Annotated in this window: 24 protein-coding genes; 9 read left to right on the top strand and 15 right to left on the bottom strand. The window is 63.7% G+C overall.

The genetic code is table 11. The features are described 5' to 3' along the window. Positions 1-8: 8 nt before the first annotated feature. From AWB78_RS09870 to AWB78_RS09895, 6 genes are all read right to left on the bottom strand, one after another. Positions 9-1,397 carry a replicative DNA helicase gene (locus tag AWB78_RS09870; protein WP_062604377.1) on the bottom strand — a complete coding sequence of 463 codons (1,389 nt, stop codon included), beginning with the start codon at positions 1,395-1,397 and terminating at the stop codon, positions 9-11. A 110-nt stretch (positions 1,398-1,507) separates the two neighbouring features. Then, entirely contained in the window at positions 1,508-1,963 is a 456-nt protein-coding gene (gene rplI / locus AWB78_RS09875; protein WP_062604378.1) for a 50S ribosomal protein L9, read from the bottom strand. A 28-nt stretch (positions 1,964-1,991) separates the two neighbouring features. Beyond that, positions 1,992-2,267 (bottom strand): 30S ribosomal protein S18, encoded by a 276-nt coding sequence (gene rpsR / locus AWB78_RS09880; protein ID WP_007000150.1) that lies wholly within the window; start codon positions 2,265-2,267, stop codon positions 1,992-1,994. 2 nt (positions 2,268-2,269) lie between these two features. Beyond that, positions 2,270-2,569 (bottom strand): primosomal replication protein N, encoded by a 300-nt coding sequence (priB, locus tag AWB78_RS09885; protein ID WP_062604379.1) that lies wholly within the window; start codon positions 2,567-2,569, stop codon positions 2,270-2,272. Between the two features lie 43 nt (positions 2,570-2,612). Next, complete coding sequence (gene rpsF / locus AWB78_RS09890; protein ID WP_014191231.1) at positions 2,613-2,984, bottom strand: 30S ribosomal protein S6; 372 nt, start codon at positions 2,982-2,984, stop codon at positions 2,613-2,615. A gap of 131 nt (positions 2,985-3,115) precedes the next feature. Continuing rightward, on the bottom strand, positions 3,116-4,069 hold the full coding sequence (locus AWB78_RS09895) for a LysR family transcriptional regulator (protein ID WP_062604380.1): 954 nt from the start codon (positions 4,067-4,069) through the stop codon (positions 3,116-3,118). A gap of 182 nt (positions 4,070-4,251) precedes the next feature. Between AWB78_RS09895 and gcl the strand changes: the two genes are divergently transcribed. The 4 genes from gcl (at position 4,252) to lysM (ending at position 8,628) form a co-directional block, all read left to right on the top strand. Then, on the top strand, positions 4,252-6,027 hold the full coding sequence (gene gcl / locus AWB78_RS09900; protein ID WP_062604381.1) for a glyoxylate carboligase: 1,776 nt from the start codon (positions 4,252-4,254) through the stop codon (positions 6,025-6,027). Between the two features lie 72 nt (positions 6,028-6,099). Beyond that, positions 6,100-6,900 (top strand): hydroxypyruvate isomerase, encoded by an 801-nt coding sequence (gene hyi / locus AWB78_RS09905; RefSeq protein WP_062604382.1) that lies wholly within the window; start codon positions 6,100-6,102, stop codon positions 6,898-6,900. Positions 6,901-6,927: 27 nt separating this feature from the next. Further along, positions 6,928-7,833: a 2-hydroxy-3-oxopropionate reductase gene (locus AWB78_RS09910; protein ID WP_062604383.1), complete on the top strand. Its 906-nt coding sequence runs from the start codon at positions 6,928-6,930 to the stop codon at positions 7,831-7,833. A 303-nt stretch (positions 7,834-8,136) separates the two neighbouring features. Further along, a complete protein-coding gene (gene lysM, locus AWB78_RS09915; protein WP_062604384.1) occupies positions 8,137-8,628 on the top strand; it encodes a peptidoglycan-binding protein LysM in 492 nt (163 codons plus the stop codon). A gap of 56 nt (positions 8,629-8,684) precedes the next feature. On the opposite strand, the gene AWB78_RS09920 is transcribed toward lysM, so the two are convergent. From AWB78_RS09920 to AWB78_RS09945, 6 genes are all read right to left on the bottom strand, one after another. After that, the gene (locus AWB78_RS09920; RefSeq protein ID WP_074173416.1) at positions 8,685-9,677 is read right to left on the bottom strand and encodes an asparaginase; all 993 of its coding nucleotides are present in this window, start codon (positions 9,675-9,677) and stop codon (positions 8,685-8,687) included. Positions 9,678-9,774: 97 nt separating this feature from the next. Continuing rightward, complete coding sequence (locus tag AWB78_RS09925) at positions 9,775-10,701, bottom strand: CysB family HTH-type transcriptional regulator (protein WP_062604386.1); 927 nt, start codon at positions 10,699-10,701, stop codon at positions 9,775-9,777. 35 nt (positions 10,702-10,736) lie between these two features. Beyond that, the gene (locus tag AWB78_RS09930; protein WP_062604387.1) at positions 10,737-11,795 is read right to left on the bottom strand and encodes a sulfate/molybdate ABC transporter ATP-binding protein; all 1,059 of its coding nucleotides are present in this window, start codon (positions 11,793-11,795) and stop codon (positions 10,737-10,739) included. 15 nt (positions 11,796-11,810) lie between these two features. Beyond that, positions 11,811-12,707 (bottom strand): sulfate ABC transporter permease subunit CysW, encoded by an 897-nt coding sequence (gene cysW, locus AWB78_RS09935; protein WP_062604388.1) that lies wholly within the window; start codon positions 12,705-12,707, stop codon positions 11,811-11,813. Next, positions 12,704-13,588: a sulfate ABC transporter permease subunit CysT gene (gene cysT / locus AWB78_RS09940; protein WP_062604389.1), complete on the bottom strand. Its 885-nt coding sequence runs from the start codon at positions 13,586-13,588 to the stop codon at positions 12,704-12,706. The genes cysW and cysT overlap by 4 nt, the downstream gene beginning before the upstream one ends. 93 nt (positions 13,589-13,681) lie before the next feature. Then, entirely contained in the window at positions 13,682-14,716 is a 1,035-nt protein-coding gene (locus tag AWB78_RS09945) for a sulfate ABC transporter substrate-binding protein (protein ID WP_062604390.1), read from the bottom strand. 258 nt (positions 14,717-14,974) lie between these two features. On the opposite strand from AWB78_RS09945, the gene lexA reads away from it, so the two are divergent. The 3 genes from lexA to AWB78_RS09960 all read left to right on the top strand — a co-directional run bounded on the left by lexA (position 14,975) and on the right by AWB78_RS09960 (position 16,981). Beyond that, positions 14,975-15,652, top strand: coding sequence for a transcriptional repressor LexA (gene lexA / locus AWB78_RS09950; protein WP_062604391.1), 678 nt, complete (start codon positions 14,975-14,977; stop codon positions 15,650-15,652). A 278-nt stretch (positions 15,653-15,930) separates the two neighbouring features. Then, positions 15,931-16,257 carry a hypothetical protein gene (locus AWB78_RS09955; RefSeq protein ID WP_062604392.1) on the top strand — a complete coding sequence of 109 codons (327 nt, stop codon included), beginning with the start codon at positions 15,931-15,933 and terminating at the stop codon, positions 16,255-16,257. Between the two features lie 124 nt (positions 16,258-16,381). Further along, positions 16,382-16,981, top strand: a complete 600-nt coding sequence (locus AWB78_RS09960; RefSeq protein WP_062604393.1) for a DUF2939 domain-containing protein — start codon at positions 16,382-16,384, stop codon at positions 16,979-16,981. 30 nt (positions 16,982-17,011) lie between these two features. Here the strand turns inward: AWB78_RS09960 and AWB78_RS09965 are convergent, their stop codons facing one another. Next, positions 17,012-17,521, bottom strand: a complete 510-nt coding sequence (locus AWB78_RS09965) for a universal stress protein (RefSeq protein WP_062604394.1) — start codon at positions 17,519-17,521, stop codon at positions 17,012-17,014. A gap of 336 nt (positions 17,522-17,857) precedes the next feature. Between AWB78_RS09965 and nodI the strand changes: the two genes are divergently transcribed. Both nodI and nodJ read left to right on the top strand, forming a co-directional pair. Next, complete coding sequence (nodI, locus tag AWB78_RS09970; protein WP_062604450.1) at positions 17,858-18,823, top strand: nodulation factor ABC transporter ATP-binding protein NodI; 966 nt, start codon at positions 17,858-17,860, stop codon at positions 18,821-18,823. Between the two features lie 28 nt (positions 18,824-18,851). After that, complete coding sequence (gene nodJ / locus AWB78_RS09975; protein ID WP_062604395.1) at positions 18,852-19,673, top strand: nodulation factor ABC transporter permease subunit NodJ; 822 nt, start codon at positions 18,852-18,854, stop codon at positions 19,671-19,673. A gap of 57 nt (positions 19,674-19,730) precedes the next feature. Here the strand turns inward: nodJ and gnd are convergent, their stop codons facing one another. After that, positions 19,731-20,735 carry a phosphogluconate dehydrogenase (NAD(+)-dependent, decarboxylating) gene (gene gnd, locus AWB78_RS09980; RefSeq protein WP_074173418.1) on the bottom strand — a complete coding sequence of 335 codons (1,005 nt, stop codon included), beginning with the start codon at positions 20,733-20,735 and terminating at the stop codon, positions 19,731-19,733. Further along, entirely contained in the window at positions 20,717-22,810 is a 2,094-nt protein-coding gene (gene tkt, locus AWB78_RS09985; RefSeq protein ID WP_062604397.1) for a transketolase, read from the bottom strand. The genes gnd and tkt overlap by 19 nt, the downstream gene beginning before the upstream one ends. Positions 22,811-22,890 lie beyond the last annotated feature (80 nt).

The following is a 22,890-nucleotide window of genomic DNA, read 5'->3' on the forward strand; positions in this document are numbered from 1 at the left end:
TGGAGCGTTTATTCGCCGCCGTAGAAGTTCTGCGCGCCGGCGAAATTATCGAACTTCGTGTATTGGCCGTGGAAAGTCAGACGTACCGGACCGATCGGACCGTTACGCTGCTTGCCGATGATGATCTCGGCGGTGCCCTTGTCGGGGCTGTCGGGGTTGTAGACTTCGTCGCGGTAGATGAAAAGAATGACGTCCGCGTCCTGTTCGATAGCGCCCGATTCGCGCAGGTCCGACATGATCGGGCGCTTGTTCGGCCGCTGCTCGAGACCGCGGTTCAGCTGCGACAGCGCGATCACCGGCACGTCGAGTTCCTTCGCGAGACTCTTCAGCGAACGCGAAATTTCGGAGATTTCAGTCGCGCGGTTTTCGCCGCCGCCCGAGCCGCTCATCAGCTGCAAATAGTCGACGATGATCAGACCGAGCTTGCCGCATTGCCGCGACAGACGGCGCGCGCGCGAGCGCAGTTCCATCGGGTTCAGACCGCCGGTTTCGTCGATGAAAAGCTGCGCCTCGCTCATTTTCTGCACGGCGTGCGTGAGCTTCGGCCAGTCTTCGTCGGTCAGCCGCCCCGTGCGCATGCGATGCTGGTCGAGCCGGCCGACCGAGCCGAGCATACGCATCGTCAGTTGCGTGCCGGGCATTTCCATCGAGAACACTGCAACGGGCAAGCCGTATTCCACCGCGACGTATTCGCCGATATTCATCGAGAACGCGGTCTTACCCATCGACGGGCGGCCCGCCACGATGATCAGCTCGCCGCCGTGCATGCCCGAGGTCATGCGATCGAGATCGACGAAGCCTGTCGGCGTGCCGGTGACGTCGCTCGGATTGGCCGTGTGATAAAGCGTGTCGATGCGCTCGACGACCTGCGTCAGCAGCGGCCCGATCTCGAGAAAGCCCTGCGTGCCGCGCGAACCTTCCTCGGCGATCGAGAACACGCGCGCTTCGGCTTCATCGAGAATCTGGCGGACTTCCTTGCCTTGCGGATTGAAGGCGTCGGCGGAGATTTCATCCGCGACCGAAACCAGGCGGCGCAGCACCGCGCGATCGCGCACGATTTCGGCATAGCGGCGGATATTCGCCGCGCTCGGCGTGTTTTGCGCCAGCGCGTTCAGATACGCGAGCCCGCCCACTTCCTCGGCCTTGCCGGCCATCGTGAGCGCTTCGTAGACGGTGATCACGTCCGCCGGACGCGTCGCCGCGATCAGCTTGCCGATGTGCTCGTAGATGATGCGATGGTCGTAGCGATAAAAATCGCCCTGATGCATGACATCGGCGATGCGGTCCCATGCGGCATTGTCCAGCAGCAGGCCGCCGATCACGGATTGCTCGGCTTCGATCGAGTGCGGCGGGACCTTCAGCGCGTCGAGTTGCGGGTCTTTGGACGGAGCGTTCATGGGGTGGGATTATCGAACAATGGCCGTGCGTGGACAATAAAAAATGGCAGGAGCCATGAAGCTCCTGCCATTTTCATACTGCTCGCGAGGCACGAAGCCTCGCCTGAAACTTACGCGTGCTCGCCGAGCACCGACACCGTGACGTCGACCAGCACGTCCGTATGCAGCGCCACTTGAACCGGATGGTCGCCGACCATCTTGATCGGGCCTTGCGGCAGACGCACTTGCGCCTTTTCGACTTCCGCGAAGCCTTGCTTCTTCAGCGCGTCAGCGATGTCCGCGTTCGTGACCGAACCGAACAGACGGCCATCGACGCCAGCCTTCTGGCCGATCTGAACCGTGAAGCCGTTCAGCTTTTCGCCTTGCGCTTGTGCGGCTGCCAGCTTTTCAGCGGCGACCTTTTCGAGATCCGCGCGGCGAACTTCGAATTCAGCGATTGCGTCCTTGGTCGCGCGGCGAGCCTTCTTGCCGGGGATCAGGAAGTTACGTGCGTAGCCGTCCTTGACCTTGACGATATCGCCGAGGTTGCCCAGGTTGACGACCTTTTCCAAAAGAATGATTTGCATTTTTGGCTTTCCTTAGTGCGTCGTCTGATTAGGCCTTGTGCAGGTCGGTGTACGGCAGGAGCGCCAGGAAACGCGCGCGCTTGATTGCCGTGTCGAGCTGGCGCTGATAGTGCGCCTTCGTGCCAGTCAGACGAGCCGGCGTGATCTTGCCGTTTTCGCCGATGAAGTCCTTCAGCGTTTCCGTGTCCTTGTAGTCGATGTACTCGACGCCGGCTGCCGTGAAACGGCAGAACTTCTTGCGCTTGAAGAGCGGGTTTTGTTGCTGACGACGCTTGTCGAATTTCTTACCAGTCGGGCGGGGCATGATTAGTCCTTTCCAATGTCCTGCAATTCTGTGATGTGAAACACCAGGGTTCGCGCGTTACGGCTCTTTTTCGCCAGAAAGCCGGTGAAGCGTGTTTCGACGCCCATCGGACAGCTTTCCAGCTTGCCGCTCGCTTCGCCGGCCGCTACCGCCTGCATGGTCAGTTCGATCTTTCGGGCAATGCCCGCTTCGACGACTTCCGCTGCGTGTTGCAACGTGACGCTCGCGATCGGGATGCCGGCGGGCGTGTACCGCACCGGTTCGCGTTCCACGACGCTTGCTGTCAGTTGCAGCCGGTTCACTTAAAGTGTTCGATCCTGGTGGCTTGACAGTTCGAAACTGTCCTTAAGCCTGCGCTTCGGACGGCTGGCTGGCCGCCTTCTTGGCTTCTTCGCGCTGCACTTCCTTCATCATCGGCGACGGGCCGGTTTCGGCCTTCTTCATCTTGACGATGAGGTGACGCAGAACGGCGTCATTGAACTTGAACGCGTGCTCCAGCTCTTCGAGCGTGGCTTGATCGCATTCGATGTTCATGCAGACGTAGTGAGCCTTCGCGAGTTTCTCGATCATGTAGGCCAGTTGGCGGCGGCCCCAGTCCTCGATGCGGTGGATCTGGCCACCGTGCGACGTGATCGTGCCCTTGTAGCGCTCGATCATCGCGGGCACTTGCTCGCTCTGATCGGGGTGCACGATAAATACGATTTCGTAATGACGCATATTCACTCCTTGTGCTGACTTGTGGATTGAAGCCACCCGGGCGTCGGACCGGTGCGGCAAGTGAGAAGCCCAAGATTATAGCTTGATGACTCCGCTCACGCAAATGCAATTTCGAGCGTCTTTTCAAGCAGTTAGCGCCCGAGGGCGGGCTCCTGCTGCGATTCTCCGGGAAGCGTGAGCGGACGGCTCCAGTAACCGGTCTGCGCGTAGATTTCCTTAAGATAATCAATGAAGTAGCGCACACGCGCAGGAACGTAGCGCTGCTGTGGATACACGGCCAGAATGTCGTAATCGGGCAGCTCGAAGTCGTCGAGAACGGTTTCCAGCTCGCCCGACTCCAGTTGCCGCTGGATTTCCCAAGTCGAGCGCCAGCCGAGCCCGAGCCCCTCCGACGCCCAGCGGTGCAGCAGTTCGCCGTCGTTGCAATCGAGATTGCCCGTGACGCGCACCGTCACGACTTTCCCGTTGCGCCGGAAATACCAGCCGCGGTTCTGGCCGCCCTGGAGATTGAACGCGAGGCAGTTGTGATTCGGCAGATCTTCGAGCGTTTTCGGCCGCCCGTGCTTCCTGAAGTACGCCGGCGTGCCGCACACGACGCGCCGGTTGCTGGCGAGCTTCACCGCGACGAAGTTCGGATCGACCGTTCCGCCGATGCGGATCGACAGGTCGTAACCCTCGCGCACCAGATCGACGACGCGATCGGTCAGATTGAAGGACACCTGCAATTCGGGCTTGTCGCGCACGAACGGCGGCGCGTGCGGCGCCACATGCATGCGTCCGAACGCCGCCGGCGCCGACACGATCAGATGCCCGCCCACCGCGCGCCGCCCTGCCGTGAGTTCGTTTTCCGCCTGATCCCACTCAGAGAGCAGATTCTTGCAGCGCTCGAGAAAGGCCGCGCCCTCTTCGCTGACGACCAGCCTGCGCGTCGAGCGATACATCAGCTTCACGCCGAGCCGCTTTTCGAGCGCGTCGATGCGCCGACCGAGAATCACGGGCGACACGCCCTCTTCCAGCGCCGCCGCGGCCAGGCTGCCCGCCTCGGCCACGCGCACGAAGGTTTCTATCTGCTTGAAGCGGTCCATCTCGTGTCTCCGGCTGCGCGCTGGCCGCAAAGCCGCGCGGCATCGTCATTCCATACTTTTTGTTTGGGAAAAAGCGACTCCAGCTGATCTTATCAAACCTTTTTCACAGAATTAAAGTGCAACGGAACCCTGCATGAATGCAGACAGAATTTTCGGATAGAGACCCCAGGAAGGAGACAACCATGCCCAAGATGAGAGCCGTTGACGCAGCCGTCCTCGTGCTGGAAAAAGAAGGAATCGATACCGCGTTCGGCGTGCCGGGCGCGGCCATCAACCCGTTCTACTCGGCGATGAAGAAGTCGGGCGGCATCAGCCACGTGCTCGCGCGCCACGTCGAAGGCGCATCGCACATGGCGGAAGGTTATACCCGCGCGGCGCCCGGCAACATCGGCGTTTGCATCGGCACGTCGGGCCCGGCGGGCACGGACATGATCACCGGGCTGTATTCGGCTCAGGCCGACTCCATCCCCATTCTCGCGATCACCGGCCAGGCGCCGCGCGCGCGTCTTTACAAGGAAGATTTCCAGGCCGTCGATATCGAATCGATCGCCAAGCCCGTCACGAAATGGGCCGTCACGGTGCGCGAGCCGGCGCTCGTGCCGCGTGTGTTCCAGCAGGCGTTCCATCTGATGCGCTCGGGCCGTCCGGGTCCGGTGCTGGTCGATCTGCCGATCGACGTGCAGCTCGCCGAGATCGAATTCGACATCGACACGTATGAGCCGCTGCCGGTCTACAAGCCGAAGGCGACGCGCGCGCAGATCGAAAAGGCGCTGACGATGCTCAACGACGCGGAAAAGCCGTTGATCGTCTCCGGCGGCGGCGTGCTCAACGCGGCGGCGGAAAACCTGCTCGTCGAATTCGCGGAAACGCTCGGCGTGCCCGTCATTCCGACGCTGATGTCGTGGGGCGCGATTCCCGACGATCACCCGCTGATGGCCGGCATGGTCGGCCTGCAGACGTCGCACCGCTACGGCAACGCGACGATGCTCGCCTCCGACTTCGTGCTCGGCATCGGCAACCGCTGGGCGAATCGTCACACCGGCAGCGTCGAGGTTTACACCAAGGGCCGTAAGTTCGTGCACGTGGATATCGAGCCGACGCAGATCGGCCGCGTGTTCGGGCCGGACCTCGGCATCGTGTCGGACGCGAAGGCCGCGCTCGAACTGTTCGTCGAAGTGGCGAAGGAATGGAAGGCCGCGGGCAAGCTCAAGGATCGCGGCGCATGGGTTGCGGATTGCCAGCAGCGCAAGCGCACGATGCTGCGCAAGACGCACTTCGAAAACGTGCCGATGAAGCCGCAGCGCGTCTACGAAGAGATGAATCTCGCGTTCGACCGCGACACCTGCTTCGTGACGACGATCGGTCTGTCGCAGATCGCGGGCGCGCAATTCCTGCACGTGTTCAAGGCGCGCAACTGGATCAACTGCGGTCAGGCCGGCCCGCTCGGCTGGACGATTCCCGCCGCGCTCGGCGTGCGTGCGGCCGATCCGTCGCGCAAGATCGTCGCGCTCTCGGGTGACTACGACTTCCAGTTCATGATCGAAGAGCTCGCCGTGGGCGCGCAGTTCAAGCTGCCGTACGTGCATGTGGTCGTGAACAACTCGTACCTCGGCCTGATCCGTCAGGCGCAGCGCGGCTTCGACATGGACTACTGCGTGCAGCTCGCGTTCGACAACATCAACGCGCCCGAGCTCGAAGGTTATGGCGTCGATCACGTGGCGGTGGCCGAAGGTCTCGGCTGCAAGGCGCTGCGCGTGCACAAGCCGGAAGACATCGCGCCTGCATTGAAGCAAGCGCAAGCCCTGGCCGCCGAACATCAGGTGCCGGTGGTCGTCGAGATGATTCTCGAGCGCGTGACCAACATCGCGATGGGCACCGAGATCGACGCGATCAACGAGTTCGAAGAGCTCGCCGAAACGAAGGCCGACGCGCCGACCGCCATCACGCCGCTGGACTGAAGCATCGCCGCCGCGCGTCCGATCGACCGGACGCGCGGCGCCCCTCCACTGACCGACCATCAGGAAAGAACAATGCCGAAATTTGCCGCGAATTTGACCATGCTGTTCAACGAAGTCCCGTTCCTCGACCGCTTCGCGGCGGCGGCGAACGCGGGTTTCAAGGCGGTCGAGTTCCTGTTTCCTTACGCGTTCTCGATCAGCGATATCCAGACGCGCCTGAAGGACAACGACCTGCGGATCGTGCTGCACAACCTGCCCGCGGGCAACTGGGAAGCGGGCGAGCGCGGCATCGCCTGTTTGCCGGATCGCGTCGCGGAATTCCGCGAAGGCGTGCCGCGCGCGATCGAATACGCGAAGGCGCTGAACGTGCCGCAACTGAACTGCCTCGTCGGCATTCCGACGGCGGGTGTATCGGCGGATCAGGCGCGCGCGACCATCGTCGAGAACCTGCGTTTTGCAGCGGAAGCGCTCAAGAAGGAAGGCATCAGGCTGCTCGTCGAGCCGTGCAACGCGTACGACATTCCGGGCTTCGCGCTGAACCGCTCGAAGGAAGGCCTCGACGTGATTCAGGCGGTCGGCTCGGACAACCTGTTCCTGCAGTACGACATCTATCACATGCAGCGCATGGAAGGCGAGCTCGCCGCGACGATCAAGAAGAACCTGCCGAAGATCGCGCATATCCAGCTCGCCGACAACCCCGGCCGCAACGAACCGGGTACGGGCGAAATCAACTACCCGTTCCTGTTCGGGCTGCTCGACGAGATCGGCTATGAAGGCTGGATCGGCTGCGAGTACAAGCCGCTCAACGGCACCGAAGCGGGCCTCGGCTGGCTGCAAAGCATTGGCGGAATGAAGGCGCACGCCGCCGCTTAAATCTGACACACAGGAGGAGCTCGAAGTATGGCAACGATCGGTTTCATCGGCCTCGGCATCATGGGCGCGCACATGGCGCGCAATCTCATCAAGGGCGGCCACTCGCTCGTCGTGAACGGCAAGTATCCGGTGCCGGACGATATCCGCGCGCAGACGAAAGTCGTGGAAGATTCGAGCGCGGTCGCGCAGGCGAGCGAGATCGTCATCACGATGGTGCCCGACACGCCCGATGTCGCCAATGTGCTGTTCGCCGATGACGGCGTCGCGAAGGGTCTCACGAAGGGCAAGCTCGTCATCGACATGAGCTCGATCGCGCCGCTGGAAACGCAGGAGTTCGCGAAGAAGATCAACGCGCTCGGCTGCGACTACCTCGACGCGCCGGTCTCGGGCGGCGAAGTCGGCGCACGCGAAGCGACGCTCACGATCATGGTCGGCGGCCCGGAAAAGTCGTTCAACATCGCCAAGCCGCTTTTCGAACTGATGGGCAAGAACATCTCGCTCATCGGCGACAACGGCGCGGGCCAGACCTGCAAGGTCGCGAACCAGATCATCGTCGCGCTGAACATCGAGGCGGTCGCGGAAGCGCTGCTCTTCGCGGCCCGCTCGGGCGCGGATCCCGAGCGCGTGCGCAAGGCACTGATGGGCGGCTTCGCGTCGTCGCGCATTCTCGAAGTGCATGGCGAGCGCATGACGAAGCGCACCTTCAATCCGGGCTTCCGCATCGAACTGCATCAGAAGGACCTGAACCTCGCGCTCGACGGCGCGCGCAAGATGGGCCTCGCCCTGCCCCATACCGCGAGCGCTCAGCAGCTTTTCAGCGTGTGCGCGGCGAATGGCGGCAAGGCGTGGGATCACTCGGCGCTCGTGCGCGCGCTCGAGATCATGTCGAACTTCCAGGTGGCGGACGAGCCGCAGCAAGCCAAGGCTGCGTAACGTCCCATACCTGAACCGTGGGGCGTCCCGCGTATGGGCACGCGGGACAAATGTCGCTCTGGGCTGAGGGCGGCAAGTGGGGTCCGAGAGCGGCACCCGGCGGTGCGCCGGGTAAGCCTTGGTCGGTCAGACGGTTTGTCGTCGGGTGTCCGCGTCGGATTGTTGCAAACTGCGTCCTATCCTTGATGCATGGGGGATGCTACAAATCCTTTTGTTGAAACTCAGAACTATCTGGTAGCGATCGCGACTAACGTGCCTAGACTTCGCGGGCCGTATCAACATCGTCAATCAAGGAGTTAAACAATGGGTATCCTCAGCTTTATCAAGGAAGCAGGCGAGAAACTCTTCGGCGCTGCCACGCCGAGCGCACAGGCGGCTCCCGCTGCCGCGCCCGTCGATGTCGCCGCGCTGAATCAGAAAGCAGGTGAAGCCATCGCGACGTACATCCGCTCGCAAGGTCTCAACGCCGACAATCTCGACGTGAAGTATGACGGCGCATCGCATACGGTGACCGTGTCGGGCCAGGCGCCGGATCAGGCCACGAAGGAAAAGATCCTCGTCGCCGCGGGCAACGTGCAGCACGTCGACAAGGTGGACGATCAGCTGACCGTGCCGAACGCAGCGCCCGAGTCGCAGTATTACACCGTCGTGTCGGGCGACAATCTCTGGAAGATCGCCGAGAAGTATTACGGCAATGGCTCGAAGAACGATCTGATCTTCGAAGCGAACAAGCCGATGCTGAAGAGCCCGGACAAGATCTATCCGGGACAGGTGCTGCGCATTCCGGCGGCCTGACACTTCTCGATTGCCTGAATGAAGAAAACGCGAACCCTGGTTCGCGTTTTTGCTTTTCAGTAGCTGTCGAAGATGCGTTGCAGATCTTTCGCGCCCGCCGATAGCGCGAGCAGCAAGAGCACGCGCGCCTTGTACGGATTGAGCGTGCCCGCGCTGACGGTACCAAGCGCGTCGTCGTTGGCCGCGCCGTTGCGCATCACATGACCCGAGCCCACGCGCGATGCACGCACCACCGCGACGCCCTGCTTCACCGCATCGGCGAGTGCCTGCGTGAGCGTCGCGTGCATCGAGCCGTTGCCCGTGCCCGCGACGACGATACCCTTCACGCCCGCCGCGACGAGCGCATCGACCGTCACGCGCGATGCATCCGCGTAGCTCGCGACGATCTCGACCATCGGCCATTGCTCCGTCACCGCGAATTCACTCGCGGCGGTATGCGGCCGCACGACCGTGCGCTGAAACTCCACGCGTCCGTCCTGCACGAAGCCGAGCGGGCCGGTTTCGGGCGAACGGAATGCATCGACGGCATAGGTGCTCGTCTTGGTGACATCGCGCGCGCTGTGAATCTGGTTGTTGAACGCGACGAGCACGCCCTTGCCTGCCGCGTCCTTCGACGCCGCGACCGTGACCGCGTTGAGCAGGTTCAGCGGACCATCGGCGGAAAGCGCTGTGGACGGACGCATCGCCGCCGTCAGCACGACGGGCTTCGCGCTCTTCACCGTGAGATGCAGCAGGTACGCGGTTTCTTCGAGCGTATCGGTGCCGTGCGTGACGACGACGCCGTCGATATCGTCCTGCGCGAGCAGTTCGTCGATGCGGCGGCTGAGCGCGGTCCACAGCGCGGCGCTCATGTCCTTGCTGTCGATGCTCGCGATCTGCTCTGCATGAATCTGCGCGACGGCGCCGAGCGCGGGCACCGCATCGAGCAATTTGTCGACGCCGACGACGCCCGCCTTGTAGCCCGCCGTCTTCGATGCATCGCCCGCCTGTCCGGCGATGGTGCCGCCCGTTGCGAGCACGGCGATGCGAGGTAGAGAGGATGTGTTCATGCCGGCGATTGTAAATCAGCCGGCATGCGATTCACGCTGGATTCACGCTGGATTCACGCTGGATTCACGCTGGATTCACGCTGGATTCACGCTGCAATCACGCCGCCTCGCGAAGCTGGGCCGCGATCTGCGCTTCGTCGAGCTGCGGCGCGAACATCTCGATCAGCCGGTACGCATACGCGCGCAGGAACGCGCCCTTTCGCAGGCCCACACGCGTCGTGCTCGCTTCGAACAGATGCTGTGTGTCGAGCGCCACCAATTCGGTGTCGCGCTTCGCGTCATACGCCATCGCCGCGACGATGCCGATGCCCATGCCGAGCTCGACATACGTCTTGATGACGTCGGCGTCGATTGCGGTGAGCACGATATCGGGCATCGCGCCCGCGCTCGCGAACGCCTGATCGACGTGCGAACGGCCGGTGAAGTCCTGGTCATAAGTGACGATCGGATATTCGGCGATCTGTTCCAGCGTGATGTGCTCGCGCCCGACGAGCGGATGATCCTTCGGCACCACGACCGTGTGATGCCACGAGTAGCACGGGAACGTGACGATGTCGGGATAACGGTCGAGCGCTTCCGTCGAAATGCCGATATCCGCCTCGCCGTTGATGATCATCTGCGCGATCTGCTGCGGGCTGCCCTGGCGCAACGCGAGATGCACCTTCGGGAAGACCTCGGTGAACTGGCGGATGACCTTCGGCAGCGCGTAACGCGCCTGCGTGTGCGTCGTCGCGACGACGAGATGGCCGTTATCCTGATCCGCGAACTGACGCGCGACGCGCCGCAGGTTCTCCGCGTCGAGCAGCATGCGCTCGATCAGCTGATGCACTTCCTTGCCCGGCTCCGTGAGCCCGGTGAGACGCTTGCCGCGGCGAATGAAGATATCGACGCCGAGTTCGTCCTCGAGATCCTTGATCTGCTTCGACACGCCCGACTGCGACGTATAGAGCACATTCGCGACCTCGGTCAGATTCATGTTCTGACGCACGGCCTCGCGCACGAAGCGCAATTGCTGGAAATTCATGTGTACCTCTCTCGTGATGCTTTTATGTTGTTATGTCATTGCGCCGGAAACACGCGCAGCGCGCGCGGCACGGCGGTCACGCCGTCGCCGATATCGAGCTTGAGCGCGCGCCATGCCTCGCGATCCAGTTCCGCCTCGATCACGCCGCCCGCGCTGCCTTCGAGCTCTACGCGCACGGAGCCGCCCAGCGTCACGACGCGCCGCACGCCGACCACGATGCCGTCGCGATGCGCGCCATCCGCCGGATACAGCGCGATGTCATGCGGGCGCACATACGCGAGCGCGCGACCGCTGAAGTGCGCCTCAGCGGCGATCGGGCTCGCGGCGCCATCGGCGATGAAGCCGGTCGCATCGACCTTGCCCTGCAGCCGGTTCGCCGCGCCGAGAAACTCGTAGACGAACGACGTCTGCGGATGATCGTACACGTCTTGCGGGCTGCCCACCTGCTCCACCCGCCCGTGATTCATCACGACGATGCGATCCGCCACTTCGAGCGCCTCTTCCTGGTCGTGCGTGACGAAGAGCGTCGAGATATGCAGATCGTCGTGCAGGCGGCGCAGCCAGCTGCGCAGCTCCTTGCGCACCTTGGCATCGAGCGCGCCGAACGGCTCGTCGAGCAGCAGCACTTTCGGCTCGACGGCGAGCGCGCGCGCCAGCGCAATGCGCTGCCGCTGACCGCCCGACAGCTCCGATGGAAAGCGCTCCGCGAGCCAGTCGAGCTGCACGAGCTTCAGAAGCTCATGCACCTTCTCGCGGATCTTGGCCTCGCTCGGACGTTCGCGGCGCGGCTTCACGCGCAGCCCGAACGCGACGTTCTCGAACACGGTCATGTGCCGGAAAAGCGCGTAATGCTGGAACACGAAGCCGACCTGCCGCTCGCGCGCGCCGACTTCCGCAACGTCTTCGCCGTGCAGCACGACCTGACCCGCATCGGCGAATTCGAGGCCCGCGATCACGCGCAAGAGCGTGGTCTTGCCGCAGCCCGAAGGCCCGAGCAACGCGACGAGCTCACCCGCCGGAAAATCGAGCGTGACGTTGTCGAGCGCGGTGAAATCGCCGAAGCGTTTTTGCAGATTGCGAACGATGATGCTCATGATGTTATCGGCCTCTCAATGCTGTGCGGTGGCTTTGGCTTCGGTGACGGCTTGCGACATGCGCCGCTCCGCGAGGAGCTTCAACGCGAGCGTCACGAGCGCGAGCAGCGCAAGCAGCGACGCCACCGCGAACGCGGCCGAGAAGTTGTATTCGTTGTAGAGAATTTCGACGTGCAGCGGCATCGTGTCGGTCTGGCCGCGGATGTGGCCCGACACCACCGACACCGCGCCGAACTCGCCCATCGCGCGCGCGTTGCAGAGGATCACCCCATAGAGCAGGCCCCACTTCACGTTGGGCAAGGTCACGCGCCGGAAAATCTGCCAGCCCGATGCGCCGAGCACGTGCGCGGCTTCCTCTTCGTCGTTGCCTTGCGCCTGCATCAGCGGGATCAGCTCGCGCGCGACGAACGGGAACGTGACGAAGATCGTCGCGAGCACGATGCCGGGCACCGCGAAGATGATCTGCACGTCGTGCGCCGCGAGCCACGGGCCAAACCAGCCCTGCGCGCCGAACATCAGCACGTAGATGAGACCCGAGATCACCGGCGACACGGAGAACGGCAAGTCGATGAGCGTCGTCAGGAGCGCCTTGCCGCGGAAGTCGAACTTCGCGATCGCCCACGATGCCGCCAGCCCGAACACGACGTTCAGCGGCACGGCGATCGCCGCGGTGATGAGCGTGAGCTTGATCGCGGACCACGCGTCGGGATCCTTCAACGACTCGAAGTAATAGTCGACGCCCTTCGCGAACGCCTGCACGAACACCGCGACGAGCGGCACGACGAGAAAGAACGCGAGGAACGCGAGCGCGATGCCGGTCAGCACCCAGCGCACGGCGCGCGGCTCGGTGACGGGATTGAGGCTATGCGTATCGCGCGGCGTCGCCGTTTGCAGCGGAAGAACCTTGCTCATGCCGTTTCTCCCGCAGCCAGCGCGACATTGACGGGCGCCGCGCCGGTCTTGCTCGTGCGACGCTGCAGGAACCACTGCAACGTGTTGATGAGCAGCAGCATCAGGAACGACACGCAGAGCATCACGACCGCGAGCGCCGTCGCGCCGGCATAGTCGTATTGCTCCAGCTTGGTGATGATGAGCAGCGACGTGATCTCGGACTTCATCGGCACATTGCCCGCGATGAAGATGACCGAGCCGTACTCGCCGAGCGCACGCGCGAACGCGAGCGCGAAGCCGGTCAGGAGCGCCGGAAGGAGCGACGGCAGCACGACGCGGCGGAACGTGAGCCAGCGCGTCGCGCCCAGGCACGCGGCGGCTTCTTCCTGTTCGCGCTCGAAATCTTCGAGCACCGGCTGCACCGTGCGCACGACGAACGGCAAGCCGATGAACGTCAGCGCGACGAGCACGCCGAGCGGCGTGAACGCGACCTTGATGCCGACGAGCGCGAGATACTGCCCGATCCAGCCGTTGCTCGCATAGACGGCCGCGAGCGAGATGCCCGCGACGGAAGTCGGCAGCGCGAACGGCAAATCGACCATCGCATCGACGATGCGCTTGAACGGGAACGTGTAGCGCACCAGCACCCACGCGACGAGAAAGCCGAACACCGCGTTGATGAGCGCGCCGCCGAGCGCCGCGCCGAACGTGAGCCGGTACGACGCGAGCACGCGCGGCGAGCTCACCGCGCGCACGAACTGCGCCCAGTCGAGCGTCGCGGTCTTCGCGAAGGTCGCGGCGAGCGGAATCAGCACCACGAGGCTCAAGTACGCCACCGTGATGCCGAGCGTCAGGCCGAACCCGGGAAGCGCGCTCGGCTTCTTGAATGTGAGGGTCGTCATCCTTGATTCATCCTTGTTTGCGCGCCGGGGTCGGGCGCGCATTGCTTCGGGCCCGCGGCGTCATTGGCGCGCCGCGTCGCCCGCTTCTTCCGCTTACTGCGGTTGATAGATCGAATCGAACACGCCGCCGTCCGCAAAGTGCGTCTTCTGCGCCTTGGTCCAGCCGCCGAACGTGTCGTCAATGGTGTAGAGCTTCAGCTTCGGAAACTGCTTCGTGAGCTCGGCGGGCACCTTGTCCGAGCGCGGCCGATAGAAATTGCGCGCGGCGATCTGCTGGCCTTCGTCGCTGTACAGATACTTGAGATAGGCGTCGGCGAGCTTGCGCGTGCCGTGCTTGTCGACGACCTTGTCCACCACCGCGACCGGCGGCTCCGCGAGAATGCTCACCGACGGGACCACGATCTCGAACTTGTCAGGACCGAATTCCTTCAGCGACAGGAACGCCTCGTTTTCCCACGCGATCAGCACGTCGCCCTGCCCGCGCTGCACGAAGCTCGTCGTGGCGCCGCGCGCGCCGGAATCGAGCACGCCGGCGTTCTTGTAGAGCTTCGTCACGAAATCCTTCGCGGTCTGCTCGTTGCCGCCCGGCTTGTGCTGCGCGTACGCCCACGCCGCGAGGTAATTCCAGCGCGCGCCGCCCGAGGTCTTCGGGTTCGGCGTGACGATCGACACGCCCGGCTTCGTCAGATCGTCCCAGTCCTTGATGTGCTTCGGGTTGCCCTTGCGCACGAGGAACACGATCGTCGACGTGTACGGCGAGGCGTTGTCCGGCAGACGCTTCTGCCAGTCCGCGCCGACGAGCCCCTTGTTCGCGAGCGCGTCGATGTCGTAAGCGAGCGCGAGGGTCACGACATCGGCCTGCAGACCATCGAGCACCGCGCGCGCCTGGCCGCCCGAGCCGCCGTGCGACTGCTTGAAGGTCACGGTCTCGCCGGTGTCCGCCTTCCACTTCTTCGCGAACGCCTGATTGAAATCCTGGTACAGCTCGCGGGTCGGGTCGTAGGAGACGTTCAGAAACGACGTCTGCGCGACCGCATGCGCGGTCATGCCGACGCTCGCCGCCGTCAATGCCGCCGCCGCGAACAGGCGTCGCGCCCCCTTGCCCAATCCCAGTCTGATGCTTTGCATTCCCCGCTCTCCGTCTTATCGAATTGACGGAATCAGTCTATCGAGGCGTCTATATGATTAGAAATAATCGTTCTTCACTTTTTTATACGTAAAGCTGCTAAGAACGATATTCCCGGATGGAAGAAGCACGCAGGAGCGTAGTACGAGCGTTCGGAAGCCCGGCAGGCACGAACTTAAAGTAAAGCTTGAAAAGCGCGAAATACTGTATAAAAATACAGTCACCTGTCCATACATACAGTGCATCAGGGGCCCGAGCCAGTGACCAAAACATCAAAACTTACCGCGCGGCAGCAACAGGTGTTCGAACTCATCCAGCGCGCCATCGACCGCACCGGCTTCCCGCCGACGCGCGCCGAGATCGCGGCGGAGCTCGGCTTCAGCTCGGCGAACTCGGCCGAAGAGCATCTGCGGGCGCTGGCGCGCAAGGGCGTGATCGAACTGGCGGCGGGCTCGTCGCGCGGCATCCGGCTGCTCGGAGATGCATCGCGCATCGATCGCTCGGAGGAGTTGCCGCATCAGCTCACCCTGCCGCATCCGGCCATCATGCAGCTCTCGCTGCCTTTGGTCGGGCGTGTCGCGGCGGGCAGCCCGATCCTCGCGCAAGAGCACATCTCGCAGCATTACGCATGCGATCCCGCGCTCTTCTCCAGCAAGCCGGACTATCTGCTCAAAGTGCGCGGCCTGTCGATGCGCGACGCGGGCATTCTCGACGGTGACCTGCTCGCGGTGCAAAAGCGCAGCGAAGCGAAAGACGGGCAGATCGTGGTCGCGCGCCTCGGCGACGACGTCACGGTGAAACGCTGGAAGCGCCGTCCGGACGGCGTCGAACTGATCGCCGAGAACCCTGACTATGAAAACATTTTCGTGCGCTCCGGCAGCAGCGATTTCGCGCTGGAAGGCATTGCAGTGGGATTGATCCGCTCGGGCGAGTTCTGACGGTCCGGCCTCGCGCATAGGCGGCACGGCGAAGGCCGAAAATAAATCGGGACTTCGAGATTTTTGAGACAAAAAATGTCTCGCTGGACACGCAGAATAACCTCATCAACAGCGATCGGCGCGCAGCCTTCCGGCCGCCGATCGTAAGAAGATAAATATCTCCAAGGCCACATCCGGCCCCGCAACCGCGACCAGAGATATTTCGGTTTCATCTAAACAAGCATGACGGCCACCGTTCGCGGTGCGCCGCGGTGCGCCCTATCGTCTGGAGAGTCATCATGGAACGTTTTGCCCGTCTGCTGCCCTTCCGTCAATTCGGCCGTCTGCGCCATCTGCGCACACTGATCGGTTGTGGCATGCCGCGCGCCGAGACTACGCCCGATCTCTTCGACGAGATGCCCGCGCTGCCGTCGCGTCAGCCGGCTTTCGCGCGCTTATCCTTGAACAGCGCCGTGCATGCAGAACCCGCGGAGCGCGCGCCGGTGCGCGTCTATCGCGGGCAGTCGCGCGTCATTCTGGTGGGGAAGATCGACGAAGTGTCGCGCATGATCGACCGCTGCATCGCCGAGGAAAGCGCGGACCTGGCCGGCGGCACGCTGGCGTGATCTACGAGGCTTTGCGGCGGCGAATCGAGACCCAGCGCGCGAACGACGTGAATTCCCGGGATATAACCCGCGCCCGCGTGGTCAATCCTTGATTCACGTTTTGCAAGAGAGGCTTTGCCGTCGCATGACCCGCTCTACCCGATCCGTCGCCACCGCGCTCGTCGTCCTGATTCTCATCGCGGCGCTCGGTTTCATCTACGCGTCGCCGTACATCGCACTGAATCGCGTGAAGCGCGCGGCCGATGCGCGCGATGCGCAGACCGTCAACCAATACGTCGATTTCCCCGCGCTGCGGGCAAGTCTCAAGGAACAGGTCGCCGCGCTGCTGACGCGGCGCGTGGATATTCAGAAAAGCGGCAATCCGCTCGCGATCATCGGAGCGATGATCGGCGCGGCGCTCGTCGGTCCGCTGGTCGATTCGTATGCGACGCCGGACGGCGTCGCGGCCATTCTGAACGGCATTCCGCCGCGCGGCGTTCCGGGCGAGCGTCCGCCGCAGGCCGGCGATGGCTCGTCGGCCACGCCGGCGAACGCGCCTTCATCCGGTGTCACGACCGCGCAACAGCCGCCCAGGGAACCGCCGCAGACCACCGCCGGCTACAGAAGCCTGAACACGTTCGTCGTCACGTACCAGCACGGCGCGGGCGATGCGCGTTATTCGGCGATCTTCCATCGCGACGGGCTCGTGTCGTGGAAGCTCGTGGCGGTCGATCTGAACGGTTGACGCGTCAAGCGCGCGAGGCGCTTCACGCGCTCACGCCCCGGCTTCGGCCTTGACCGGCTTCGCCGCGTACGCCGCTTCGTCTTCCGCCTCGGCCGATTCACCTGCCTGACACACGGCAACCAGAATGCTGCACTTCACGCGATCGAGCAGCGGCGTATTGCCCGCGCCCATCCACCAGCGCGCGAGACCGCTGCGGCAGCGATGGCCGACGACGACGAGATCGACCTGAAGACTGTCCGCAAGGGCTGCAATCTCGTCGATCGGATGGCCAAACGCGAAATGCCCCTGCGCCTGCAGACCGCGCTCGCGCAGCCAGTCGACGCCTTCCTGCAGAATGTCGCGCGCGGCCTCTTCGAAGCGTCCGCAAGCCATATCGGTTAGCAGTCCGGCGCTCTGCGCGATGCTGGAGCGCATGTCCACCACCGCGAGCACGTGCGTCTCCGCGTTCAGGTCCAGCGCGAGATTGGCGCCCTGACGAAGCGCCTTGCGGCCCTCTCTGGAGCCGTCGTAGCACAGCAGGATTTTTCGATAGCTTTCCATCCTGACCTCCCTGGCCAACTTGCCTTTGAGCGCGACTTGCCCACGGCGTTGCTTCATCATCGTGCGTCGCCCGCCGAGTGACAACGCTGGAAAACGCTAACCGGCGCGAACACGCTAGCTCGCACCGTGCCAGATCCCCGAACACCGCGACGGACAAGCCTCTGGCACATTCGGCCGGAACCGGTTCAGCTCGGATTCAGTGCGGGTTCAGTGCACCAGGCACAGATTTGACACGGCGCGCGGTTTGCGTTTGCACGCCAAGCGCCGCCTTGGTGCATTGGATTACACTAGCCCGCTGGATTCCTCATGCGCTTTTTCTCTTTGCAACACGAATGCATGACTGATCAAACATTGCAGCAGACCACGCGCAGCGAAGCCGATGAAAGCGGCACGCCGGCGGCCATCGAGTTCAGCGAAGTCAGGAAGCATTACGGCGAGCGCACGGTCGTCGACGGCCTGTCGTTCGACGTGCGGCCCGGCGAATGCTTCGGACTGCTGGGTCCGAACGGCGCGGGCAAGACGACGACGCTCAAGATGCTGCTCGGCATCACTTCGCCCGATAGCGGCGCAATCCGGCTCGTCGGCGAGCCGGTGCCCGCGCGCGCCCGTTTCGCACGCGAGCGCGTGGGCGTCGTGCCGCAGTTCGACAATCTCGACCCCGATTTCACCGTGCGCGAAAATCTGACCGTGTTCGGTCGTTATTTCGGTTTGACGGGCGCGCGGATGGACGCGCTCGTGCCGTCGCTTCTGGAATTCGCGCGGCTGGAGAGCAAGGCCGATGCGCGCGTCGGCGAACTGTCGGGCGGCATGAAGCGTCGTCTTACGCTTGCGCGCGCGCTCGTCAACGATCCGGACGTCCTCGTGATGGACGAACCGACCACCGGCCTCGATCCGCAGGCGCGGCATCTCATCTGGGAACGGCTGCGCTCATTGCTTGCGCGCGGCAAAACAATCCTTCTGACGACGCACTTCATGGAAGAAGCCGAGCGTTTGTGCGACCGCCTTTGCGTGATCGAGGAAGGCCGCAAGATCGCCGAGGGACGGCCGCGCGATCTGATCGAATCGGTGATCGGCTCGGATGTGATCGAGATCTACGGCCCCGATCCTCAGGCGCTCGCCGCCGAGCTCGCGCCTTTCGTCGAGCGCATGGAAGTGAGCGGCGAGACGCTCTTCTGCTACGTCGACGATCCGCAGCCCGTGCATGCGCGCGTGAAAGGCCGCGCCGACGTGCGCTATCTGCATCGTCCGGCGAATCTCGAGGATGTGTTTCTGCGTCTCACGGGACGCGAGATGGTGGATTGAATCCATGGATACGCTCGAACGACCTCGCATGGAAAGAAAGCGCGAGCCGAAGCACGCGGAAAGCTTCACGCCGCTCGCGAGCGCGCTGCCTGCCAACGCGACGCACTGGATGTCGGTGTGGCGGCGCAACTATCTCGTCTGGAGGAAGCTCGCGATCGCCTCGATGATCGGCAATCTCGCCGATCCGATGATCTATCTCTTCGGGCTCGGACTAGGTCTCGGCCTCATGGTCGGCCATGTCGACGGCGTGTCGTATATCGCGTTCCTCGCGGCGGGCACGGCGGCATCGAGCGTGATGATGTCGGCGAGCTTCGAGTCGATGTACTCGGGCTTCTCCCGCATGCACGTGCAGCGCACGTGGGAAGCGATCATGCATACGCCGCTCACGCTGGGCGATATCGTGCTCGGCGAGATCGTCTGGGCGGCGAGCAAATCGGTGCTGTCGGGCGTGGCGATCATGATCGTGGCGGGGGCGCTCGGCTATGCGAACTTTCCGTCGATGCTGATCGCGCTGCCCGTCATCGTGCTGACGGGGCTCGCGTTCGCCAGTACGGCGATGGTCATCACCGCGCTCGCGCCGAGCTACGACTTCTTCATGTTCTATCAGACGCTCGCGCTCACGCCGATGCTCCTGCTCTCCGGCGTGTTCTTCCCGATCACGCAGCTGCCCGCCGTCGCGCAGCACGTGACGCAAGTGCTGCCACTGTTTCATGCAGTGGAATTGATCCGTCCGGCGATGCTCGCCCGCCCCTTCGATGGCCTCGCGGTACATGTGCTCGTGCTCGTCGCGTATACGATCGTGCCGTTCTTCCTGTGCGCGTGGCTTTTCAGGCGGCGCATGATGAAATGAAAAACGGCGATGGATTCGCAAGGTCCATCGCCGTTTTCACATCATCGGCAATACGCGCTACTTGGCCGGAAACTCGTGGTGCCCGCCGAAGCCGAAGCGCATCGCGGACAGCATGCGCTCGGGGAACGACTCGGCATCGCGCGAGCGGAAGCGCGTGTAAAGCGCCGCCGACAACACCTGCGCGGGCACGGCTTCCTCGATCGCCGCCTCGATGGTCCAGCGCCCTTCGCCGCTGTCCGCGACTTCCGTCGAGAAGCGCTCGAGCGTGCCGTCGGTGGCGAGCGCGCCCGCGGTCAGATCGAGCAGCCACGACGACACCACGCTGCCGCGCCGCCATACTTCGGCGATATCCGCGAGATCGAGCGTATAGCGCTCGCCTTCCACGAGATCCTTCGACTCCTTGTGCCTGAGGATATGAAAGCCCTCGGCATACGCCTGCATCAACCCGTACTCGATGCCGTTGTGCACCATCTTCACGAAATGCCCCGAGCCGACCGGCCCGCAATGCATATAGCCGTTCTCGACGCGCGAGTCGCGCCCTTCGCGGCCCGGCGTCGCGGGAATATCGCCGCGTCCGGGCGCGAGCGTCGCGAGAATCGGATCGAGCCGGCGCACGACCGCTTCATCGCCGCCGATCATCATGCAGTAGCCGCGCTCGAGTCCCCAGATGCCGCCCGACGTGCCCACATCCACATAATGGATGCCCTGCTCGCGCAACTGCGCGGCGCGCCGGATATCGTCCTTGTAGAAGCTGTTGCCGCCGTCGATGATCACGTCGTCCGCGCCGAGGATCTTGTGCAGATCGTTGAGCGTGTCCTCGGTGATTTTCCCGGCGGGCAGCATCAGCCAGACGACGCGCGGCGCGTCGAGCTTCGCGACGAGATCGCCGAGATCCTTCGCGCCCGTCGCGCCTTCGGCCGCAAGCGCTTCGGTCGCTTGCGGAGCATGGTCGTACACGACGCACGCATGGCCGCTGCGCATCAGGCGCCGCCCGATGTTGCCGCCCATGCGCCCCAGTCCCACGATGCCGATCTGCATGATGGTTACTCCTTGCCGTTGGATTTCACGCGCGCGATCTGCTTCTTCGCTTCGTCGTAGACGCGCTCCGGCGTGAAGCCGAACTTCGTCTTGAGCGCCTTGAGCGGCGCCGACGCGCCGAACGTGTGCATGACGATCTGCGATCCCAGGCGGCCGACGTAGCGGTCCCAGCCGAGCGTCGCGGCCTGCTCGACGCAGACGCGCGCGTGCACGTCGGGCGGCAGCACCGATTCCTTGTACGCCTGATCCTGCTTCTCGAAGATGTCCCACGACGGCATCGACACGACGCGCGCCGCGATGCCTTCCGCCTTCAGCTTCTCGTACGCCTCGACGCACAGCGACACTTCGCTGCCAGTCGCGAGCAGCAGCACCTCGGGCTTCTTGCCGGCTTCGGTGTCGGCGAGCACGTAGGCGCCGTGCTTCACGCCATCGGCCGATCCGTATTTCTTGCGATCGAAGGTCGGCAGCGGCTGGCGCGTCAGCACGATGCACGACGGCTCCTTCGGTTGCGACAGCGCCACGCGCCACACTTCGCTGACTTCGTTGGCATCGGCGGGACGCAGCGTGCAGAGGCCCGGCACGCCGCGCAGCGACGCGAGCTGTTCGATCGGCTGGTGCGTCGGACCGTCTTCGCCGACGCCGATCGAATCGTGCGTGAACACGTAGATCACCGGCACTTCCATGATCGCGGAGAGGCGGATCGGCGGCTTCATGTAGTCGCTGAAGATCAGGAACGTCGACGCGTACGGCCGCAGCCCCGACAGCGCAAGCCCGTTTGCCACCGCGCCCATGCCGTGCTCGCGGATGCCGAAGTGCAGGTTGCGTCCGCCATAGCTGTCGTGCTCGAAGCTGCCTGCGCCCTCGAACTTGAGGTTCGTTTTCGTCGATGGCGCCAGGTCCGCCGCGCCGCCCAGCAGCCAGGGAACCCGCGGCGCGATCGCGTTCAGCACCTTGCCCGACGAATCGCGCGTCGCGATGCCCTTCGCGTCCGGCTCGAAGGTCGGAATGTCGGCGTCCCAGTTGTCGGGCAGCTTCGATTCGAGCATCTGCCACGCTTCTTTCGCGAGCTCCGGATTGGACTTCGCGTAGGCATCGAAGCGCTGCTTCCACTCCGCGTGCAGCTTCTTGCCGCGCGCGCCCATGCCGTCGGCGAAGTGCTGCATCACGCCGTCGGGCACGTAGAACTGCTTGTCTTCGGGCCAGCCGTAGAACTTCTTCGCGAGCTTGACCTCTTCCTCGCCGAGCGCCTCGCCGTGCGCGCTCGCCGTGTCCTGCTTGTTCGGCGCGCCCCAGCCGATGATGCTCTTCACGACGATCAGCGTCGGCTTGTCGGTGTGCGACTTCGCCTTGTTGATGGCGTTTTCGAGCGCGGCCGCGTCGTTGGCGTCGTCGACGTGCAGCGTGTGCCAGTTGTAGCCGTGAAAGCGCGCTTCCACGTCGTCGCTGTAGGCGAGATCCGTGTGCCCTTCGATCGTGATGCGGTTGCTGTCGTAGATCCAGATCAGGTTCGAGAGCTGCAGATGCCCCGCGAGCGATGCCGCTTCGTGCGACACGCCTTCCATCATGTCGCCGTCGCCGCAGAGCGCGTAGACGCGGTAATCGAAGATCGCGTCCTTGCCCTTGTTGAAGCGCGCCTCTTTCCAGCGCGCGGCCATCGCCATGCCGACGCTGTTGCCGAGGCCTTGCCCGAGCGGGCCGGTCGTCGTCTCGACGCCGGTCGTCATGCGGTATTCGGGGTGGCCGGGCGTCTTGCTGTCGAGCTGGCGGAAGTGCTCGATGTCGTCGAGCGACACCGCGGGATTGCCGGTCGGCTTGCCGTCGTCGTCGAATTCCTTCACGCCGGCGAGATGCAGCAGCGAGTACAGCAGCATCGACGCATGGCCGACCGACAGCACGAAGCGGTCGCGATTCGGCCACAGCGGCGCGTCGGGATCGTAGCGGAGATGGTTCTGCCAGAGATGGAAGGCGACGGGCGCGAGCGCCATCGGTGTGCCGGGATGGCCGGAGTTGGCCTTCTGCACGGCATCCATCGACAGGGTTCGGATGGTGTCGATCGTGAGTTGATCGAGATCTTTGGCCTGAGGTGTTGCTTGAGACATGAGCGACGACTCCTTTGCAAAGAGCGCGCTGTGGCGAACGGCGCCGCAGCGGGCAACCAGGACCATCGAGCAAGTGTAGT

This window comes from Caballeronia calidae (assembly GCF_900044055.2).
Classification (GTDB): Bacteria; Pseudomonadota; Gammaproteobacteria; order Burkholderiales; family Burkholderiaceae; genus Caballeronia; species Caballeronia calidae.

Excerpts from the sequence above, each read along its gene's own strand:
- AWB78_RS09870 (WP_062604377.1), bottom strand. The coding sequence starts at position 1,397 with ATGAACGCTCCGTCCAAAGACCCGCAACTCGACGCGCTGAAGGTCCCG.
- rplI (WP_062604378.1), bottom strand. The coding sequence starts at position 1,963 with ATGCAAATCATTCTTTTGGAAAAGGTCGTCAACCTGGGCAACCTCGGC.
- rpsR (WP_007000150.1), bottom strand. The coding sequence starts at position 2,267 with ATGCCCCGCCCGACTGGTAAGAAATTCGACAAGCGTCGTCAGCAACAA.
- rpsF (WP_014191231.1), bottom strand. The coding sequence starts at position 2,984 with ATGCGTCATTACGAAATCGTATTTATCGTGCACCCCGATCAGAGCGAG.
- AWB78_RS09895 (WP_062604380.1), bottom strand. The coding sequence starts at position 4,069 with ATGGACCGCTTCAAGCAGATAGAAACCTTCGTGCGCGTGGCCGAGGCG.
- gcl (WP_062604381.1), top strand. The coding sequence starts at position 4,252 with ATGCCCAAGATGAGAGCCGTTGACGCAGCCGTCCTCGTGCTGGAAAAA.
- hyi (WP_062604382.1), top strand. The coding sequence starts at position 6,100 with ATGCCGAAATTTGCCGCGAATTTGACCATGCTGTTCAACGAAGTCCCG.
- AWB78_RS09910 (WP_062604383.1), top strand. The coding sequence starts at position 6,928 with ATGGCAACGATCGGTTTCATCGGCCTCGGCATCATGGGCGCGCACATG.
- lysM (WP_062604384.1), top strand. The coding sequence starts at position 8,137 with ATGGGTATCCTCAGCTTTATCAAGGAAGCAGGCGAGAAACTCTTCGGC.
- AWB78_RS09920 (WP_074173416.1), bottom strand. The coding sequence starts at position 9,677 with ATGAACACATCCTCTCTACCTCGCATCGCCGTGCTCGCAACGGGCGGC.
- AWB78_RS09925 (WP_062604386.1), bottom strand. The coding sequence starts at position 10,701 with ATGAATTTCCAGCAATTGCGCTTCGTGCGCGAGGCCGTGCGTCAGAAC.
- AWB78_RS09930 (WP_062604387.1), bottom strand. The coding sequence starts at position 11,795 with ATGAGCATCATCGTTCGCAATCTGCAAAAACGCTTCGGCGATTTCACC.
- cysW (WP_062604388.1), bottom strand. The coding sequence starts at position 12,707 with ATGAGCAAGGTTCTTCCGCTGCAAACGGCGACGCCGCGCGATACGCAT.
- cysT (WP_062604389.1), bottom strand. The coding sequence starts at position 13,588 with ATGACGACCCTCACATTCAAGAAGCCGAGCGCGCTTCCCGGGTTCGGC.
- AWB78_RS09945 (WP_062604390.1), bottom strand. The coding sequence starts at position 14,716 with ATGCAAAGCATCAGACTGGGATTGGGCAAGGGGGCGCGACGCCTGTTC.
- AWB78_RS09955 (WP_062604392.1), top strand. The coding sequence starts at position 15,931 with ATGGAACGTTTTGCCCGTCTGCTGCCCTTCCGTCAATTCGGCCGTCTG.
- AWB78_RS09960 (WP_062604393.1), top strand. The coding sequence starts at position 16,382 with ATGACCCGCTCTACCCGATCCGTCGCCACCGCGCTCGTCGTCCTGATT.
- AWB78_RS09965 (WP_062604394.1), bottom strand. The coding sequence starts at position 17,521 with ATGGAAAGCTATCGAAAAATCCTGCTGTGCTACGACGGCTCCAGAGAG.
- nodI (WP_062604450.1), top strand. The coding sequence starts at position 17,858 with ATGACTGATCAAACATTGCAGCAGACCACGCGCAGCGAAGCCGATGAA.
- nodJ (WP_062604395.1), top strand. The coding sequence starts at position 18,852 with ATGGAAAGAAAGCGCGAGCCGAAGCACGCGGAAAGCTTCACGCCGCTC.
- tkt (WP_062604397.1), bottom strand. The coding sequence starts at position 22,810 with ATGTCTCAAGCAACACCTCAGGCCAAAGATCTCGATCAACTCACGATC.